This window comes from Asanoa siamensis (genome assembly GCF_016862555.1).
Taxonomy (GTDB): domain Bacteria; phylum Actinomycetota; class Actinomycetes; order Mycobacteriales; family Micromonosporaceae; genus Asanoa; species Asanoa siamensis.
Window position 1 is genome coordinate 19468 of record NZ_BONE01000083.1, and the last position, 15404, is coordinate 34871.

The window sequence follows — 15404 nt, forward strand, 5'->3', positions numbered from 1 at the left end:
CTCGCGCGCCACTGTGACGTTTCGCATGACCGGCGACGCCGACACGCCGACACATCATCTGGTGTTGCGTGTTCCGGGGGGCGCCCATATATGGTGTGTCCCGCAGCTGGTTCGGGCGTCCCGTCGGGACGGTCGAGGCAACAGGGAACCCGGTGTGAGTCCGGGACTGCCCCGCAGCGGTAAGTGGGAACGACCGCCGTCAACGAAGCACTGGGCCGACGGGTCCTGGGAAGCGACGGCCAGTAGGAGCGTGCACCGACGCCCACGAGTCCGAAGACCTGCCAGCGCGCCGCAGGCCAACAGGGCGTGCGGCGGTCGAAGGCCGCGCGGGACGGCCGACGCCGACAACCGGACCCTGCGCGTCCGGTGGCGTCCCCGCGTGATTGACGACCTCGGTGTCAGCGTGCGGAGGGGGACCATGACGGTCACGCAGGACAAGGCGATCGTGCCGGAGCAGCGCCGCCAGGTGATGCAGGTGCGCAAGCGCAACGGTGATCTGGAGCCGGTCGACGTCAACAAGATCGTCAAGGCGGTCGAGCGGTGGGTCGGCGACCTCGACGAGGTCGACCCCCTGCGGGTCGCGACCAAGACGATCAGCGGGCTCTACGACGGTGCCACCACCGCCGAGCTCGACAAGCTGTCGATCCAGACGGCCGCCGAGCTGATCGGCGAGGAACCCCAGTATTCCCGGCTCGCGGCGCGGCTGCTCGCGGCCTATGTGGACAAGGAGGTGCGCGGGCAGGGGGTCGCGAGCTTCAGCCAGTCCATCCGGTACGCGTACCAGAACGGTTTGATCGGCGACGAGACCGCCGCGTTCGTGGCCCGCAACGCCCGCAAGCTCGACGACGCCGTCGATCCGGACGGCGATCGGCGGTTCGAGTACTTCGGCCTGCGTACCGTGGCGGATCGTTATCTGCTGAAGCACCCCGAGACCCGGCTGGTCGTGGAGACGCCACAGTACTGGCTCCTTCGCGTCGCTTGTGGACTCTCGACGAACCCGGGCGAGGCGATCGCCTTCTACCGCCTCATGTCCAGCCTCGCCTACCTGCCCAGCTCGCCAACGCTGTTCAACTCCGGCACCCGGCACACCCAGATGTCGTCGTGCTTCCTGGTCGACTCGCCGCGCGACGAGCTCGACTCCATCTACGAGCGCTACCACCAGGTCGCGAAGCTGTCGAAGTTCTCCGGCGGCATCGGCATCTCCTGGTCGCGGATCCGTGGCCGGGGCGCGCTGATCCGGGGCACCAACGGCAGGTCCAACGGGATCGTGCCGTTCCTCAAGACGCTCGACGCCGGCGTGGCCGCGGTCAACCAGGGCGGCCGGCGCAAGGGCGCGGCGTGCGTCTACCTCGAGCCGTGGCACCCGGACATCGAGGAGTTCCTCGAGCTGCGCGACAACACGGGTGAGGAGTCCCGGCGTACGCACAACCTCAACCTGGCCAACTGGATCCCGGACGAGTTCATGCGCCGGGTCGAGGCCGACGGGGACTGGTCGCTGATCGACCCGAGTGACGCGCCCGAGCTGCCTGACCTGTTCGGGGAGGCGTTCGACGAGGCCTACCGCGCCGCGGAGAAGAAGGCGGTGCGCACGGTCAAGGCCCGCGACCTCTACGGCCGGATGATGCGCACGCTGGCGCAGACCGGCAACGGTTGGATGACGTTCAAGGACCGGTCGAACGCACTGTCCAATCAGACCGGTGGACCGGGAAGCACCATCCACCTGTCGAACCTGTGCACCGAGATCCTCGAGGTGAACTCCGACGACGAGACGGCGGTCTGCAACCTCGGCTCGATCAACCTGGCCGGGCACCTGACCGCCGACGGCACCGGGATCGACTGGGAGAAGCTGCGGGCCACCGTACGCACGGCGGTCGTGTTCCTGGACCGGGTCATCGACATCAACTACTACCCGTCCCAGCAGGCGGCCGCGTCGAACCCGCGCTGGCGGCCGGTCGGGCTCGGGCTGATGGGCCTGCAGGACGCGTTCTTCGCGCAGCGACTGCCGTTCGACTCCGCCGGAGCGCGGGAGTTGTCGACGCGGGTGCAGGAGGAGATCCTGCTGACGGCGCTGGAGACCTCGGCGGGGCTGGCCGCGGAGTTCGGGGCGCACCCCGCCTTCGCGGAAACCCGGGCGGCGCACGGCGACCTGCACCCGGACCTGTGGGGCGCCACGCCGACACAGCCGGAGCGGTGGGCCGCGCTGCGGGAAACCGTTGCCGCGCACGGGCTGCGCAACTCGCTGCTCGTCGCGATCGCGCCGACGGCCACCATCGCGTCGATCGCCGGTTGCTACGAGTGCATCGAGCCGCAGGTGTCCAACCTGTTCAAGCGCGAGACGATGTCCGGCGAGTTCCTGCAGATCAACACCTATCTGGTACGGGGGCTGAAGGCGCGCGGCAGGTGGACGCCCGAGATCCGGGAGCGGATCAAGCGGGCCGACGGCTCCGTGCAGGACATCACCGAGCTGCCCGCCGACGTCCGCGAGCTCTTCCGCACCGCGTGGGAGCTACCGCAGCGGGCGCTGATCGACCTGGCCGCCGCGCGGGCGCCGTACATCGACCAGTCGCAGTCGCTGAACTTGTTCATGAGCGCTCCCACCATCGGCAAGCTCTCCTCGATGTACCTGTACGCGTGGAAGGCCGGCCTGAAGACCACCTACTACCTGCGGTCGCGTCCCGCGACCCGGATCCAGCAGGCCACGGTCGCCGTGACCCCGGCGGTTACGCCGATCACCCCGATCGCTCCGATCAGCCTCGTCTCCGACGCGGACGCCGAGGCCCTGGCCTGCTCCCTCGAAAACCCGGAAAGCTGCGAGGCCTGCCAGTGACACTGCTCGACCCCGGTATGGACCTGACCCTGCGACCCATGCGCTACCCGGCGTTCTTCGACCGGTTCAAGGACGCCATCAAGAACACGTGGACGGTAGAGGAGGTCGACCTGCACACCGACCTCGCCGACCTGGAGAAGCTGTCGCCGGCCGAGCGGCACCTGATCTCCCGGTTGGTGGCGTTCTTCGCGACCGGCGACACGATCGTCGCCAACAACCTGGTGCTGAACCTCTACCAGCACGTCAACTCGCCCGAGGGCCGGCTGTACCTGTCGCGGCAGCTCTTCGAGGAGGCCGTACACGTCCAGTTCTATCTCAACCTGCTCGACACGTACGTGCCGGACGAGGCGGAGCGGTACGAGGCGTTCGCGGCGATCGAGAACATCCCGTCGATCCGGCGCAAGGCCGAGTTCTGTTTCAAGTGGATCGACTCGATCTTCGAGCTGCGCGAGCTGCGTACCCGGGAGGATCGGAAAGCTTTCCTGCTCAACCTGATCTGCTTCGCGGCCTGCATCGAGGGGCTGTTCTTCTACGGCGCCTTCGCGTACGTCTACTTCCTGCGCTCCCGCGGTGTCCTGCAGGGCCTGGCGAGCGGCACCAACTGGGTGTTCCGGGACGAGTCGATGCACATGGCGTTCGCGTTCGACGTGGTCGAGGTGGTCCGGCGGGAGGAGCCGGACCTGTTCGACGACGAGATGACCCGCCAGGTGACCGAGATGCTGGCCGAGGCGGTCGACTGCGAGGTGCAGTTCGCCGAGGACCTGCTCGGGCAGGGCATCAGCGGGCTGTCGCTGGGCGACATGCGGGAATACCTGCAGCACGTCGCCGACCGGCGGCTGGCGACGCTCGGCATCGCGCCGAAGTACGGCAGCAAGAACCCGTTCGCGTTCATGGAGCTCCAGGACGTGCAGGAGCTGTCGAACTTCTTCGAGCGCCGCGTGTCGGCCTACCAGGTCGGCGTCACCGGCACGGTCGGCTTCGACGAGGACTTCTGAGACCGGATGCCGGCCGCCCCAGGGATGCGGGCGGCCGGCATTGCCGGCTCAGGGTTGGGCGGTCGGTGCGGGCGAGGTGGGCATCGCGCCGCCGGTGCGCCACCGGCGCAGCGCGCCGATCAGCAGGTCGACGATCACGAACGCGGCGAGGCTGATGCCCAGCATCGGCAGGGACCAGCCGACCGCGACGGCCAGCACGAGGAGCACGACGACCGCGGCGGGGTGGGCCTGCCGCCAGGCTCCGCGAGCCGGCGGCGCGCCCAGCGGCGCGGCCCGGTCGGCCCGGGTCGGCCGGCGTTGCCACCACATCCGGTAGCCCCAGACGATCACGCAGAGCAGGCCGAGGGCGAGGGCGGCCAGCAGGACCTGGTTGAGCAGCCCGAACAGGTATCCCATGTGGAGGGACACGCCCCAGGTCGACAGTTTCTGCATGAGCGGCCATTCCGCGAAGTACGTCCGGGCGACCACGGTCCCGGCGGCCGGGTCGACGGCGGCGCTGTCCTGCCTCGTCGGCCACCTCATGTCGTTCTGGGCCACCACCCACGCGGCGCCGGGCTCGGCCGGGGGAGTGACCTGGATCGGGCCGGCCAGGCCCGCTTCCCGCGCGACGATCGTGACCCGGTCCACGTCGGCGATGGTGACGTCGCCGCCGGCGGGTGCGGCGCCGCCGTGGTGGCCGCCGCCGGTGTCGCCGCCGCCCGCGGGCCCGCCGGGCAGGGCGGTGTCGAGCGTCGGCCGGGGGCCGCCCCAGGCCTCCTGCACGACGTCGAAGTTGGCGCCGGCGTAGCGGGACCAGGTCAGCCCGGTCGCGGACAGCGCGAGCAACCCGATGACGAGCCAGACGCCGGTGGCGGCGTGCCAACCGCGGGTACGCCGGACGCCCTTCCTGGCCGCAAGGTCCGGCAGGACGGTGCGACGCAGCTTGCCACGGCCTGTCCACTGGCGACGCAGCCACAGGAACAGCCCGCCGAGGGCGACCAGCCACAGCCCGCTCGCCGCGAGTTCCGAGTAGTGCCGGCCGACCACGCCGAGGTGCAGGTTGCGGTGCATGTCGTCGAGCCAGGTCTGCAGCGGTGTCGAGCCGAACCAGGTGGTCAGCGTCCCCCGTACCGCGTTGTCGTAGGGGTTGACGTAGACCGTGTGCTGCTTCTCGCCCAGCTCGGGAAGGTTGAACACCACCTTGGTGGTATCGGTGGCCGCGACGGGCGGGATCACCGTGGCGAGGTCGCCGTCGGGGTGGGCCTGCCGGGCGGCGGTGACCTGCTCGGCCAACGGCCGGGCCGCTCCGGTCGGATCCACGCGCAACTCGTGGGCGTAGACGACCTGGTCGAGCTGCGGGCTGAACACGAATGCCAGTCCGGTCATCGCGGCCACCACCAGGAAGGGCGCGATGAGGATGCCGGCGTAGAAATGCAGGCGAAGCACCAGCGGGCTGATGGTTCGCCGGCGTTCGGCCGCGGCGGCGCCGGCGCGGCCCGGATCGGTCGCCGAGGACTTCGGCGTACCCGGTTCGGTGAGCTCGGTGGTCGTGGACAAGGGGCCTCCAAGGTGGCGTGGCGCCGGCTGGCGCGCCACCGTGTTGGTCGGCGGCGGAGGCCGATCAGTTCCCGCCATCTATGTCGTGACTGCTGCGCTCCTCATCGGCCACCTTGGCGAGACACTCGTTGTAGGCGTCGTGGGCGTCGGGTGGCCCGCCCGCCTCGGCGCGGTCGGCGGCGCGGTCGAGGCGCCGCTGTTCCCGCTTGTCGGCGCGGATCCACTGCCGGAAGACGGCGCCCACGACGAGCACGGTCGGCAGCTCGCCGAAGGACCAGGCGATGCCGCCGGCCACGTACTGGTCGTCGGCCGGGGTGGGACCCCAGTCGCGGGGCAGCGCCGTGAACCAGTCGCCGGCGATCAGGTCACTGGACTGCATGATGGCCAGGCCGAGGAAGCCGTGCAGCACCATCGAGATCAGCACGAGGACCATCCGGACCAGCGGGGACGGCCGGCCGCGGGGGGCCGGGTCGATGCCGACCACAACCCAGAAGAACAGGTACCCGGCCAGCAGGAAGTGGGCGACCATCAGCAGGTGGGCCGCGTGGGAGCGCAGCGCGAGCGCGAACAGGTCGGTGAAGTAGAACGCGTACATGCTCACGACGTAGACGCCGAGCGCGACGAGCGGCTGGGTGAGCAGGCGGGCCGCCCGGGAGTGGACGGCGGCGAGCAGCCATTCCCGCGGGCCCGGCCAGGTCGGGTCCGTCGTTGCCGGCAGCGCACGCAGCCCGAGCGTCACCGGAGCGCCGAGCACCAGCAGCACCGGGGCGACCATCGCCAGCAGCAGGTGCTCGACCATGTGCACCGAGAACAGCACCGGTGCGTAGCGGGCGATGCCGCCGCAGGTCGCGACGGCGACGACCGCGCAGCCGGCCAGGAACGCCGCGGTCCGCCCCGGCGGCCACGCGTCGCCGCGGCGGGACAGCCGGCGCACGCCGGCCAGGTAGGTGCCGGCAAGGGCGAGGACCGCGGCCAACAGGAGCGGGTCGACGAGCCAGCGGGTCGCCAGAGCGCCGATCGACAGCGCGGGCGGCATCGCGAAGCCGAGCAGGGACGTCGCGACGTCCTCCGACTCGGCGGCGACGGGTGCCGGCGTCCGGGAGAGGGCGACAGCGGCGCCGAGGGCGGCGGCGAAGACGAGCACCTCGACGGCGGCGACGCGGACGAACGCCCGCCGGTCGCCGGCCCGCAAATGCGGCAGTGTCGCCCGGCGGTGCTGCCAGCCGGCCCAGCCGGCGAACGCGAACAGCGCGACCTTGATCAGGACGAACTGCCCGTACCAGGTGGTGAGCAGCTCCGTCCAGGACGGCAATCGGACCGCGGCCGACAGCACCCCCGACACCCCAACCGCGACCAGGCACCACACGGCCAGCGCGGAGAACCGGCTGACGGCGCGGGCCAGGTCGCCGGCGTCGGTCCTGGAGACGAGCAACAGCGCGAGCAGGCCACCGACCCAGAGCGTCACGGGTACGACGTGCAGGAGCTGACTGGAGACGGCGAGCTGGTGGTTGTCGGCAGAGGCAGCGTGGCCGGTGAACACCGCCGGAGTCACGGCCACCAGCGCGAGCACCAGAGCGAACAGCGCACCACCGGGCCGTAGGGCCACCGTGCAGGCCAGGAACACCGCGACGGCCAGCATCGCCGACACGGCCAAGGCGCGACCGAGGTCCACCGAGCTGACGAACGTCATGATCGACGTGCCCGAGACGGTCGCACCGACGGGTCGTCCGAGCAGGTCCGAGATGGTCAGGCAGAGCAGGGCGACCGACGAGACGGCCCACGCCAGGGCGGGCCAGCGCGCGGCCCGCACGTGCCGGTAGGCGAGCGGGGTGAGCAGGCGGTCGCGTCGCGGCGCCAGGACGGTGGCGCCGAGCAGCAGGCCGACGGTCGCCGCGGCGAAGACCTGGGTGCCCAGGCGGGCGGTGGGCAGCATCCAGGCGGTGAAGGGGCCCGGATACGGCAGGCCGGGCAGGAGCCTGTCGTCGACGCCGCCGCCGTACCCGAGCAGCACCGTCATCGTCGCGGCGGCGACGCCGAGCCCGGCGACGGCGACCGGCCACCGACGGAGCGTCACCGGGTCCGCGCCCGGTGCCGCCAGAACGCCCAGCCACCGGCGACGGCCAGCGCGGCACCGGCGATCAGCGCCGCGATCGGCAGGCCCGACCGCGACTGCCCGGCCGACGCAGCACTCGGCGAGGGTGCGGTCGCGGCCGTGGCCGTGCCCACCGAGAACCTCAACGCACCTTGCACCGGGTGACCGTCGGGAGACACCACCCGGTAGGCGACCGTGTAACCCCCGTCAGGCAGGTCGCCGTCGAGGTCGAGGATCGCGGACGTGCCGGACACGGTCGGAGGCTGGGCCGGCATCGGCGCACGGTGACCATCGGTGACGACGATCTGCGTGTACCGCTGATCGAGCCGTTGCGTGAAGGTGAGCACGACCTGCCCGGGAGCGGTGGCCAGCCGCGCGCCGTCAGCCGGCGCGGACGAGGTGAGCTCGTTGTGCGCCCACGCCGGAGCGGCGGGCAGCACCACCACGGCGAAGGTGACGAGGCCACCGATCAGCGCGGCGATACGGGCGGGACGGTGCGACGAGGGCATGGGAGACGACTTCCGTTGGCGACTGCTCTCCTACTAGTCGTCGTAGTCGCCCGGGTGGTTCCGGTGAGTCGGATCAGCTCGTCGGCCGTAGCCGTCCCCGGCCCTCGGCGGTCATCGCCTCGACGAGGTCCTCCCGCGCTCGGGCGACCCGGGAGCGGATCGTCCCGACCGGGCAGCCGCAGACCTCCGCGGCCTCCGTATAGCTGAGCCCCGCGATCTGCGTCGCGACGAAGGCCTCCCGCCGTTCGTCGCTCAACGCGCGCACGAGGTTCGTCAGCGCCACGCCGACCTCGAAGCCCGCCGGCCGCTCCCGCAACGCCGCGGCCTCCGCCGCGATCCGCCAGTCCTGGGTGGGTGCGATCCGCGGTCGCCGGGTGATCGACCGCACGTGGTCGACACAGACCCGGCGGGCGATGGCCAGCAGCCACGTCGTCGCCGACGAGCGGGCGTCGAACGACGGCAGGGACCGCATCGCCCGCAGGTACGTCTCCTGCGTGAGGTCGTCGACGTCGCCCTGATCCGAGAGGTGCCCGACGAAGCGCCGTACGGTGTGCTGGGTCGCCTCCACGAACGCGGCAGCAGCGGCGCGATCGCCGGCGCCCGCGGCCAGAGCACGCTCCGTGATCGGGTCGACGGACTCCGGACCGGGCTCAGGCATGGGGATCAGGCTAGCGTCCGACGGCGCCCGCGAGAACCGGCATCCGACGACACGCTTGACATCGATCAGCATCTGTATGTTTGCTCATGTCAGGCAGCCGTCCGACGGCGCCGCCACCACACCAGCCCGCCACCGAGGGCGAGGACCGCGGCCACGGCGGCGATGATCCAACCGAGCGGCGAGGATCCTTCGCCCGCCGCGGTTCGGGACACGGGCACCGCGGCGGCCACGGTCGGCTCGGCCGCCGCCGGAGCCGGTGAGGAAGTGGCTGCGGCGGTCGGGCTCGGGCTGGCCGCGACGGGTGGGGCGGCCTTGTTGGTGAACGTGAACGACCCTTGGATGGGATGGCCGTCGGACGACACGGTGCGCCAACGGACCGTGATCTCCCCGACCGGCAGCGGCCGCACCGCCTGGGTGATCGTGCGATCCACCGCCGCGGCCGCACCGTCGCTGTAGGACACCTTGTCCGGCCCGGACACCACCACCGTGGTCCCGGCCTTCTTGATCAGCCCGCTGAACGTCAGCGTCAACTCGGTGATCGGCTTGCTCACGGTGCCCTTCGCCGCGGGCGTCGACCCCGTCAGCTTCGTGTGCGCGAACGCGGGCGCCGCCGGCAACCACGCCGTCAACGCGGCCACGACGGCGGCCACGACGGCGAGCGAACGGGCACGGGACATGGTGATGCCTCCTCGAGTGAGCCCTCACACGGTAGCCGCCGGCGACGGACGCGGACGAGCCGGAACTTCTGCCCGCCTGTCGGCGACCAATGCTCTGACCCACTCGTGAGCGACGACCGGAGGAACCACGGCATGAGCATTTCCACCACGGCGCGCGGCCTCGGGCTCGCGGCGACCGCCGCGTTCGCGTTGCTCGCGGGAGCCTGCGGTGCCGCGGCCGAACCGGCGACCACCGGCACCCCACCGCCGCCGTCCGCCTCCGTCGCGGCCGACCCCATCGCGGTGCGCGACATGTGGGTCAAGACCGCGGACAAGGGCATGACCGCCGCGTTCGGCACCCTGCTCAACACCGGTGGCGCCGACGTCACGATCGTCAAGGCGACCTCCACCGCCTCGCCGATGATGGAGTTGCACGAGGTCGCCGAGGTCGACGGCAAGATGGAGATGCGGCCCAAGGAGGGCGGGTTCGAGATCCCGGCCGGCGGCAGCCACGTGCTCGAGCCCGGCGGCGACCACCTGATGCTGATGGACGTCAAGGCACCGGTGAAGGCCGGCGACGAGGTCACCGTCACCCTCACCCTCGGCGACGGCACGACCTTCGCGTTCACGGCGGTGGCCAAGGACTTCGCCGGCGGCAACGAGAGCTACAACCCGGGCACCGGCGCCAGCCCGATGACCATGAGCTGATGGGTACGCCCGACCGGCCGCTGTCCCGGCGGCGGCTCCTCGGCGGCGGCGCTCTGGCCGTCGGCGGGGGCGTCGTCGGGGCCGGCCTCACGCATGCCGGCGCGGCCACCGACACCCCGCCGGCCACGCCACCGGCGCAGCCCCTCGGCACGCAGACCGTGCCGTTCTTCGGCGCCCACCAGGCCGGCATCGACACACCCGCCCAGGCGCACGCCGTGTTCCTCGCCTTCGACCTACTCGACGGGGTCGACCGCGCGGCCCTGGGGCGGATGATGCGGCTGCTCACCGACGACGCCGCCCGCCTCACCCAGGGCCGCCCCGCCCTCGCCGACACCGAACCCGAGCTCGCGGTCGTGCCGGCCCGGCTGACCGTCACGTTCGGGTTCGGCCCGAAGGTCTTCGCCGCGGCCGGCGTGGAGACGCAGCGGCCGCGGTCGCTGGAGCCGCTGCCCGCGTTCCCGATCGACAAGCTCCAACCACGGTGGACCGGCGGTGATCTCCTCATCCAGATCTGCGCCGACGACCCGCTGACCGTGACCCACACGCAGCGGATGCTGATCAAGGACACCCGGGCCTTCGGCCGCCTGCGCTGGACCCAGCGGGGCTTTCGCCGCGGGCGCGGCATGCAGGACGACGGAGTGACCCAACGCAACGTCATGGGCCAGCTCGACGGCACCCGCAACCCGCCGCTCGGCTCACCGGTCTTCGACGGCGCGGTCTGGGTCGACAGTGGACCACGCTGGCTGCACGGCGGCACCACCGTCGTCGTCCGGCGCATCCGCGCCGAGTTGGAGACGTGGGACGCCGCTGACCCGACCGCCAAGGAGTTCGCGGTCGGGCGACGCCTGTCCGACGGCGCCCCGCTGACCGGAGTCGCCGAGCACGACGAACCCGATCTCACGAAGACCAACGAGCTCGGCTTCACCGTCATCTCGGAGTCGGCGCACATCGCCCGCGCACACGTCCGGTCCGACCGGCAGCGGATCTTCCGCCGCCCCTACAACTACGACGACGCGCCCGCCCCCGACGGCACCTCCGACGCCGGGCTCATCTTCGCCGCCTACCAGCGGGACATCGGCAGCCAGTTCCTCCCCATCCAGCGGAACCTGGCCGAGAACGACCTCCTCAACGACTGGATCACGCCCATCGGGTCGGCCGTGTTCGCCGTCCCACCGGGCTGCCGTGAAGGCGAATGGGTGGGCCAGTCCCTCCTCGGCTGAGCCGACTCGGGAACTTTCCGCGGCGGCCGGACGACTACGTCATCGACGACTTTGTGTCAGCCGGCACCGGTCGGCGCTTTCGACAGGAGTGAGCGATGCGAGCAAGGCGGATGGCAGCGGGCCTCGGTGTGGCGGCGTTGGTGGGACTCGCGGGCGCGGTCGGGTTCGGGATCGGGCCGGCGTCGGCGCACGTCACGGTGAACGCGACGGGTGCGACGCAGGGCGGCTACGCCAAGCTCGCGTTCCGGGTGCCGAACGAACGGGACAACGCGTCGACGGTGAAGGTGGAGGTCAACATCCCGGCCGAGACCGCGGTCGCGTCGGTGTCGGTGCGCCCGACCCCCGGCTGGACGGCCACGACGGAGAAGTCGAAGCTCGCGACGCCGCTGAAGGCGCACGGCGAGGACATCACCGAGGCGGTCACGAAGATCACCTGGACGGCGGCGGCGGGCAGCGAGGTCAAGCCGGGCGAGTTCCAGGAGTTCGAGGTGTCCGCCGGGCCGCTGCCCGAGGTGGACCAGATGGTTTTCAAGGCGCTGCAGACGTACTCGAACAACGAGGTCGTGCGCTGGATCGACGAGCCGGCAGCCGGTGCGGAGGCCGAACACCCGGCGCCGGTGCTGAAGCTGGCCAAGGCCGGCGCGACCGGCGGCGCGGCGGCGTCGCCCGCGGCCAACGCCAACGTCAACCTGGCCGCGTCGGCGGACGACAGCGGCGACTCGTCCACCGGGACCGTGACGGGTGTCGCCGGTCTGGTTCTCGCGCTGGCCGCCCTGATCTTCGCCGTGCTGGCCTGGCGGCGGTCCAGCACCGCGAAGGGCTGAGAACTTCAGGGCGGGGGCCGGGCCACACGTGGGCGGGCGGTGCCGGTGAGTTCGACTCGTCAGGCCGCACCGCGCTGCCGCAGGGCACGCGTGGTCGGGCGCCAGGAGCGAGCGGGGCGGTCGTCGACGCGGCCGCCCCGCTCGCTTGCCCGCGCCCAGCGGACGGCGGCCGGGGCCAGCAGCCCGGTCACCGCGAACAGCGCGCCCACCACGTACCAGCCGGGTGTGCCCCACGAGATGCACAGGGCGATCAGCAGTCCGGGCCCGAGCGCCTCGGCCAGGCCGGCGCCGAGGCCGAAGACGCCGAGGTACTGGCCGGTGGCGTGCACCGGCGCGAGGGCGAACGACACCTCGAAGCCGGCGGCGGAGTGCCACAGCTCGCCGACCGTGTGCACGACCGCCGCGACCAGCAGCAGGACCGCCGCGGCCCACCCCGGAATGCCGCGGGACAACGGGATCAGCGCGCAGGAGGCGAGAAAGGCGATGCCCGAGCGGCGGTACGCGCGGCCGCCGGCGACGGGGGAGTCGATGCCACGGCTGGCGCGCACCTGGAACAGCACGACCATGATCGTGCTGATCAGCATCGTGCCCGACACGGTCCAGGCCGGTGCGGTCGTCGCGGTGACCAGCCACAGCGGGATGGCCACCGTGAGCACCTTGAACTGGATCGCCATGACACCGTCGATCGCGGTCAGCGCGAGATAGGGCCAGTCGCGCAGCGCGACCCGGCGCGTGCCGTCGTCCGCGACGGGCGCCGGCGCGACGGCCGGCAGGCCGACCAGGATCACCGCCGAGACCACGAACGCGATCGCGTTGCCCACGACCATCAGCTGGTACGCGGAGAGCGTTCCCACCTGGACCACCCAGCCCGCGGCGAGCGCGCCGAGCGAGATCCCGACGTTGGTCACCGCGCGCAGGTATGCCCGGAACTCCTGCGGACGGTCGCCGCCGAAGTGCCGGATCAGTGGGCTGCGGGCCGCGAGCCCGGCCGCCTTGGCCCCGGTGGCGAGGCAGACCGTGACGACGAACGGCCAGAAGCTGTGCACCAGCACGAACGACGCGGTCGCCAGCGCCTGCACGGCGAGCGTGACGGCGTAGACACGGCGGGGGCCGTGCCGGTCGGCGAGGTGCCCGGCGCCGATGCCGATGGCCAGCGCGACGGACCCGGCGATCGCGAGGCCGGCGCCGACCTGGCCCGCGGGCAGGCGGACGCCCTGCGTGAAGTAGAGGACGCCGGCCGTCAGGTAGAGGCCGCTGCCGACCGTGTAGACGAGGTTCGACGCGGCGAGCAGGCGTTGCGGCCCGCGCTCCGGCAGCAGTCGTGACATGGCCCCAGTCTTATTGCAAACTATTGGCAATAGCAAGTAAGTGGCGGTATGGGGTTGGTCGCCTTACGGCTGACCCGCGGGCGTACGGAGACCCCGCCGCTGGTCGTTGGATAGTCTGCGGTTTCGTTTCGTCGGCGATGGGGAGCTGTCGCGTGGTCTCAGGCCCCGAGCGGCGGTGGGCCGGGCTGGTCGCCGCGCTGCTGGCCGCCGGGTGGCTGCTGTCGTTGCCGCCGGCGGCGCGCGACGATGACCGGACCGCGCCGGCGCCGAGCCTCGCTGCCGTGTGGCCGCAGGCGGAGCGGGGAACCGTGTCCGGTTCGCTGCCCGACGGCACCGTCTACACGCCCAGCCTGTTCCTCGACGCCGGCACCTCCCTCGGCCAGGCGCTCACCACGGACGAGGCCTTCGTCCGCCTGCTCGCCGTGCGCGGCGACGAGGTCCGCGAACTGCGGCGGCTGCCGGCGGTGGCGGCTCCCCAGTTCTTCGGGTTCGTGGCCGATGACGACGGCCGGGTCGCCTGGGCCGAGTCGGTAGAGGACGCGGACGGCGCGCGGACGACGTCGATGTGGGTCGCGCACGGCGACGCGGCCCGCCGGATCGTCGCGGACGCCGGTGACGTGCGGCAGACCGACTCCGCCCACGATCTGGCCATCGTGGACGGTCGGCTGCACTGGACCGCGCTCGCCGGTGACGACACCGCGCTGCGATCGGTCGCTCTCGACGGCGGTGACGCGCGGACGGACTCGGTGGCCGGCACCTGGTCACCGGTCGGCTGGCCGTCGCTGCTCGACGGGACGGACGCGGTCGGTGGCGGCCGGGTCGTGCTGATGGACCGCACCACGCGGCAGACCCGGGAGTTCCTGGCCGGGCCTGCGGACTTCCCGGCCTGCGGCGCCACCTGGTGCCGGTCGATCGTCCTCGAGGACGGCGGCAGCGGCCAGGTCGACCTCGTCCGCGTCGACGGCGACGAGCGGCGCCGGATCGCCGGGCCGGACGTCGGGTTCCCGGTGACCGACGTCGCCGTACTCGACCGGTTCGAGATCCTGACGTCCCTCGACCCGGCGACGCGGGCGGCGGTCGGCCGGCCGCTGTCCCTCTACGACATCGCCCGGTCGCAGACCCTGGCGGTCGCGCCGGACGCCATCAGCGTGCTGTGCCGGGGCGGCTTCCTCTGGTGGTCCAGCGGCTTCGAGGACCGGATGTCATGGACCGTCGTGGACCTGCGGACCCTGTCCTGAGCGGGGCTCACTGGTACTGGTTGCGGGGCGGGTCGATCGGCGTCCACAAGCGTACGTCCACATAGGGGATCCGCTCGCCGTTGACCGGGTCGGCGGCGCTCCGATCGGTGTAACGGCCGGTGATCTCGATCCACGTGTCGGCGGGCAGGTCGACCGGTGGGCCGCCGGTCATGCCGACCTTGATGGGTCGGCCGTCGGCCGCACAGCACGACAGGATCATCCGGGCGAGCAGCAGTTCGCCGCCTTCGCCCGGCACGACGAAACCCGACATCCGGACGGTACGGTCCCCGATGGACACGCCGTTGTCGTAGACCGCGCGCGACGCGTACTCCAGCACGCTGATGTCGGCCGGATCCCCGGCCGGCAGTGGCGGATAGTCGGAGACCGCCTGGCTCGACAGCGCCGTCCCGGCCTGGCCGGCGGCGAACGCGCCCAGCGCCGGCGGGGCGACCAGCAGCAGGCCCAGCACCGGCAGCACCAGCAACCAACCGACGGCGGGCCCGTGGGCGTGGTCCTCCCGGCGCTGCCGCAGGTCGTGCACGAGGGTCATCACGGCCGTCACGACCAGCACCGCGCCGGCGGCGATCAGGAACGGCCGCAGCCCTTCCTTGACGTAGCGCAGGTAGACGTCGGTCAGGCTCGCCTTGAGCACCGCGCCGCCGAGCAGCAACAGCACGACGCCCTGCGCCTGCCGGTTCACAGCACCACCGCCCCGACGCCGACGGCGACGAGCACCGCGACCGCGAAGGTGGCGGGGGAGAACCGCGCCGCGAACCGCCGGCCGAACACGCCCGTCTGCATCGAGATGAGCTT

General features: G+C 72.0%; 13 protein-coding genes and 1 riboswitch. Of the genes, 6 read left to right on the top strand and 7 right to left on the bottom strand.

Annotation, left to right across the window (positions count from 1 at the left end; genetic code table 11):
• Window positions 1-90: 90 nt before the first annotated feature.
• Window positions 91-300, top strand: a riboswitch (cobalamin riboswitch).
• Window positions 301-418: 118 nt separating this feature from the next.
• Window positions 419-2827 (top strand): ribonucleoside-diphosphate reductase subunit alpha, encoded by a 2409-nt coding sequence (locus Asi02nite_RS33810; protein WP_203718089.1) that lies wholly within the window; start codon window positions 419-421, stop codon window positions 2825-2827.
• A 17-nt stretch (window positions 2828-2844) separates the two neighbouring features.
• Window positions 2845-3822, top strand: coding sequence for a ribonucleotide-diphosphate reductase subunit beta (locus Asi02nite_RS33815; protein WP_239127406.1), 978 nt, complete (start codon window positions 2845-2847; stop codon window positions 3820-3822).
• A 48-nt stretch (window positions 3823-3870) separates the two neighbouring features.
• On the opposite strand, the gene Asi02nite_RS33820 is transcribed toward Asi02nite_RS33815, so the two are convergent.
• The 5 genes from Asi02nite_RS33820 to Asi02nite_RS33840 form a co-directional block, all read right to left on the bottom strand.
• Complete coding sequence (locus Asi02nite_RS33820) at window positions 3871-5358, bottom strand: PepSY-associated TM helix domain-containing protein (RefSeq protein ID WP_239127402.1); 1488 nt, start codon at window positions 5356-5358, stop codon at window positions 3871-3873.
• A 64-nt stretch (window positions 5359-5422) separates the two neighbouring features.
• Entirely contained in the window at window positions 5423-7456 is a 2034-nt protein-coding gene (locus Asi02nite_RS33825; protein WP_444541784.1) for a bifunctional copper resistance protein CopD/cytochrome c oxidase assembly protein, read from the bottom strand.
• Complete coding sequence (locus Asi02nite_RS33830) at window positions 7429-7959, bottom strand: copper resistance CopC family protein (protein WP_203718091.1); 531 nt, start codon at window positions 7957-7959, stop codon at window positions 7429-7431. Before Asi02nite_RS33830 ends, Asi02nite_RS33825 begins: the two co-directional genes overlap by 28 nt.
• Window positions 7960-8032: 73 nt before the next feature.
• Window positions 8033-8617 carry a sigma-70 family RNA polymerase sigma factor gene (locus tag Asi02nite_RS33835; protein ID WP_203718092.1) on the bottom strand — a complete coding sequence of 195 codons (585 nt, stop codon included), beginning with the start codon at window positions 8615-8617 and terminating at the stop codon, window positions 8033-8035.
• Between the two features lie 89 nt (window positions 8618-8706).
• On the bottom strand, window positions 8707-9294 hold the full coding sequence (locus Asi02nite_RS33840) for a copper resistance CopC family protein (RefSeq protein WP_203718093.1): 588 nt from the start codon (window positions 9292-9294) through the stop codon (window positions 8707-8709).
• Between the two features lie 132 nt (window positions 9295-9426).
• Between Asi02nite_RS33840 and Asi02nite_RS33845 the strand changes: the two genes are divergently transcribed.
• The 3 genes from Asi02nite_RS33845 to Asi02nite_RS33855 all read left to right on the top strand — a co-directional run bounded on the left by Asi02nite_RS33845 (window position 9427) and on the right by Asi02nite_RS33855 (window position 12025).
• Entirely contained in the window at window positions 9427-9981 is a 555-nt protein-coding gene (locus tag Asi02nite_RS33845) for a copper chaperone PCu(A)C (RefSeq protein ID WP_203718094.1), read from the top strand.
• Window positions 9978-11201, top strand: a complete 1224-nt coding sequence (locus Asi02nite_RS33850) for a Dyp-type peroxidase (RefSeq protein ID WP_203718103.1) — start codon at window positions 9978-9980, stop codon at window positions 11199-11201. Before Asi02nite_RS33845 ends, Asi02nite_RS33850 begins: the two co-directional genes overlap by 4 nt.
• A gap of 95 nt (window positions 11202-11296) precedes the next feature.
• Window positions 11297-12025, top strand: a complete 729-nt coding sequence (locus Asi02nite_RS33855) for a YcnI family copper-binding membrane protein (RefSeq protein WP_203718095.1) — start codon at window positions 11297-11299, stop codon at window positions 12023-12025.
• Between the two features lie 59 nt (window positions 12026-12084).
• Here the strand turns inward: Asi02nite_RS33855 and Asi02nite_RS33860 are convergent, their stop codons facing one another.
• Window positions 12085-13353 (bottom strand): MFS transporter, encoded by a 1269-nt coding sequence (locus Asi02nite_RS33860; RefSeq protein ID WP_203718096.1) that lies wholly within the window; start codon window positions 13351-13353, stop codon window positions 12085-12087.
• A gap of 152 nt (window positions 13354-13505) precedes the next feature.
• Here Asi02nite_RS33860 and Asi02nite_RS33865 point away from each other — a divergent pair, with 152 nt between their 5' ends.
• Window positions 13506-14591, top strand: coding sequence for a hypothetical protein (locus tag Asi02nite_RS33865; protein ID WP_203718097.1), 1086 nt, complete (start codon window positions 13506-13508; stop codon window positions 14589-14591).
• Between the two features lie 7 nt (window positions 14592-14598).
• On the opposite strand, the gene Asi02nite_RS33870 is transcribed toward Asi02nite_RS33865, so the two are convergent.
• Window positions 14599-15291: a TIGR03943 family putative permease subunit gene (locus tag Asi02nite_RS33870; RefSeq protein ID WP_203718098.1), complete on the bottom strand. Its 693-nt coding sequence runs from the start codon at window positions 15289-15291 to the stop codon at window positions 14599-14601.
• Window positions 15292-15404: the final 113 nt, after the last annotated feature.

What these genes read in the sequence shown, in the direction of transcription:
- Asi02nite_RS33840 (WP_203718093.1), bottom strand. Translation starts at nt 9,294, where the DNA reads ATGTCCCGTGCCCGTTCGCTCGCCGTCGTGGCCGCCGTCGTGGCCGCG.
- Asi02nite_RS33845 (WP_203718094.1), top strand. Translation starts at nt 9,427, where the DNA reads ATGAGCATTTCCACCACGGCGCGCGGCCTCGGGCTCGCGGCGACCGCC.
- Asi02nite_RS33810 (WP_203718089.1), top strand. Translation starts at nt 419, where the DNA reads ATGACGGTCACGCAGGACAAGGCGATCGTGCCGGAGCAGCGCCGCCAG.
- Asi02nite_RS33835 (WP_203718092.1), bottom strand. Translation starts at nt 8,617, where the DNA reads ATGCCTGAGCCCGGTCCGGAGTCCGTCGACCCGATCACGGAGCGTGCT.
- Asi02nite_RS33815 (WP_239127406.1), top strand. Translation starts at nt 2,845, where the DNA reads ATGGACCTGACCCTGCGACCCATGCGCTACCCGGCGTTCTTCGACCGG.
- Asi02nite_RS33830 (WP_203718091.1), bottom strand. Translation starts at nt 7,959, where the DNA reads ATGCCCTCGTCGCACCGTCCCGCCCGTATCGCCGCGCTGATCGGTGGC.
- Asi02nite_RS33855 (WP_203718095.1), top strand. Translation starts at nt 11,297, where the DNA reads ATGCGAGCAAGGCGGATGGCAGCGGGCCTCGGTGTGGCGGCGTTGGTG.
- Asi02nite_RS33860 (WP_203718096.1), bottom strand. Translation starts at nt 13,353, where the DNA reads ATGTCACGACTGCTGCCGGAGCGCGGGCCGCAACGCCTGCTCGCCGCG.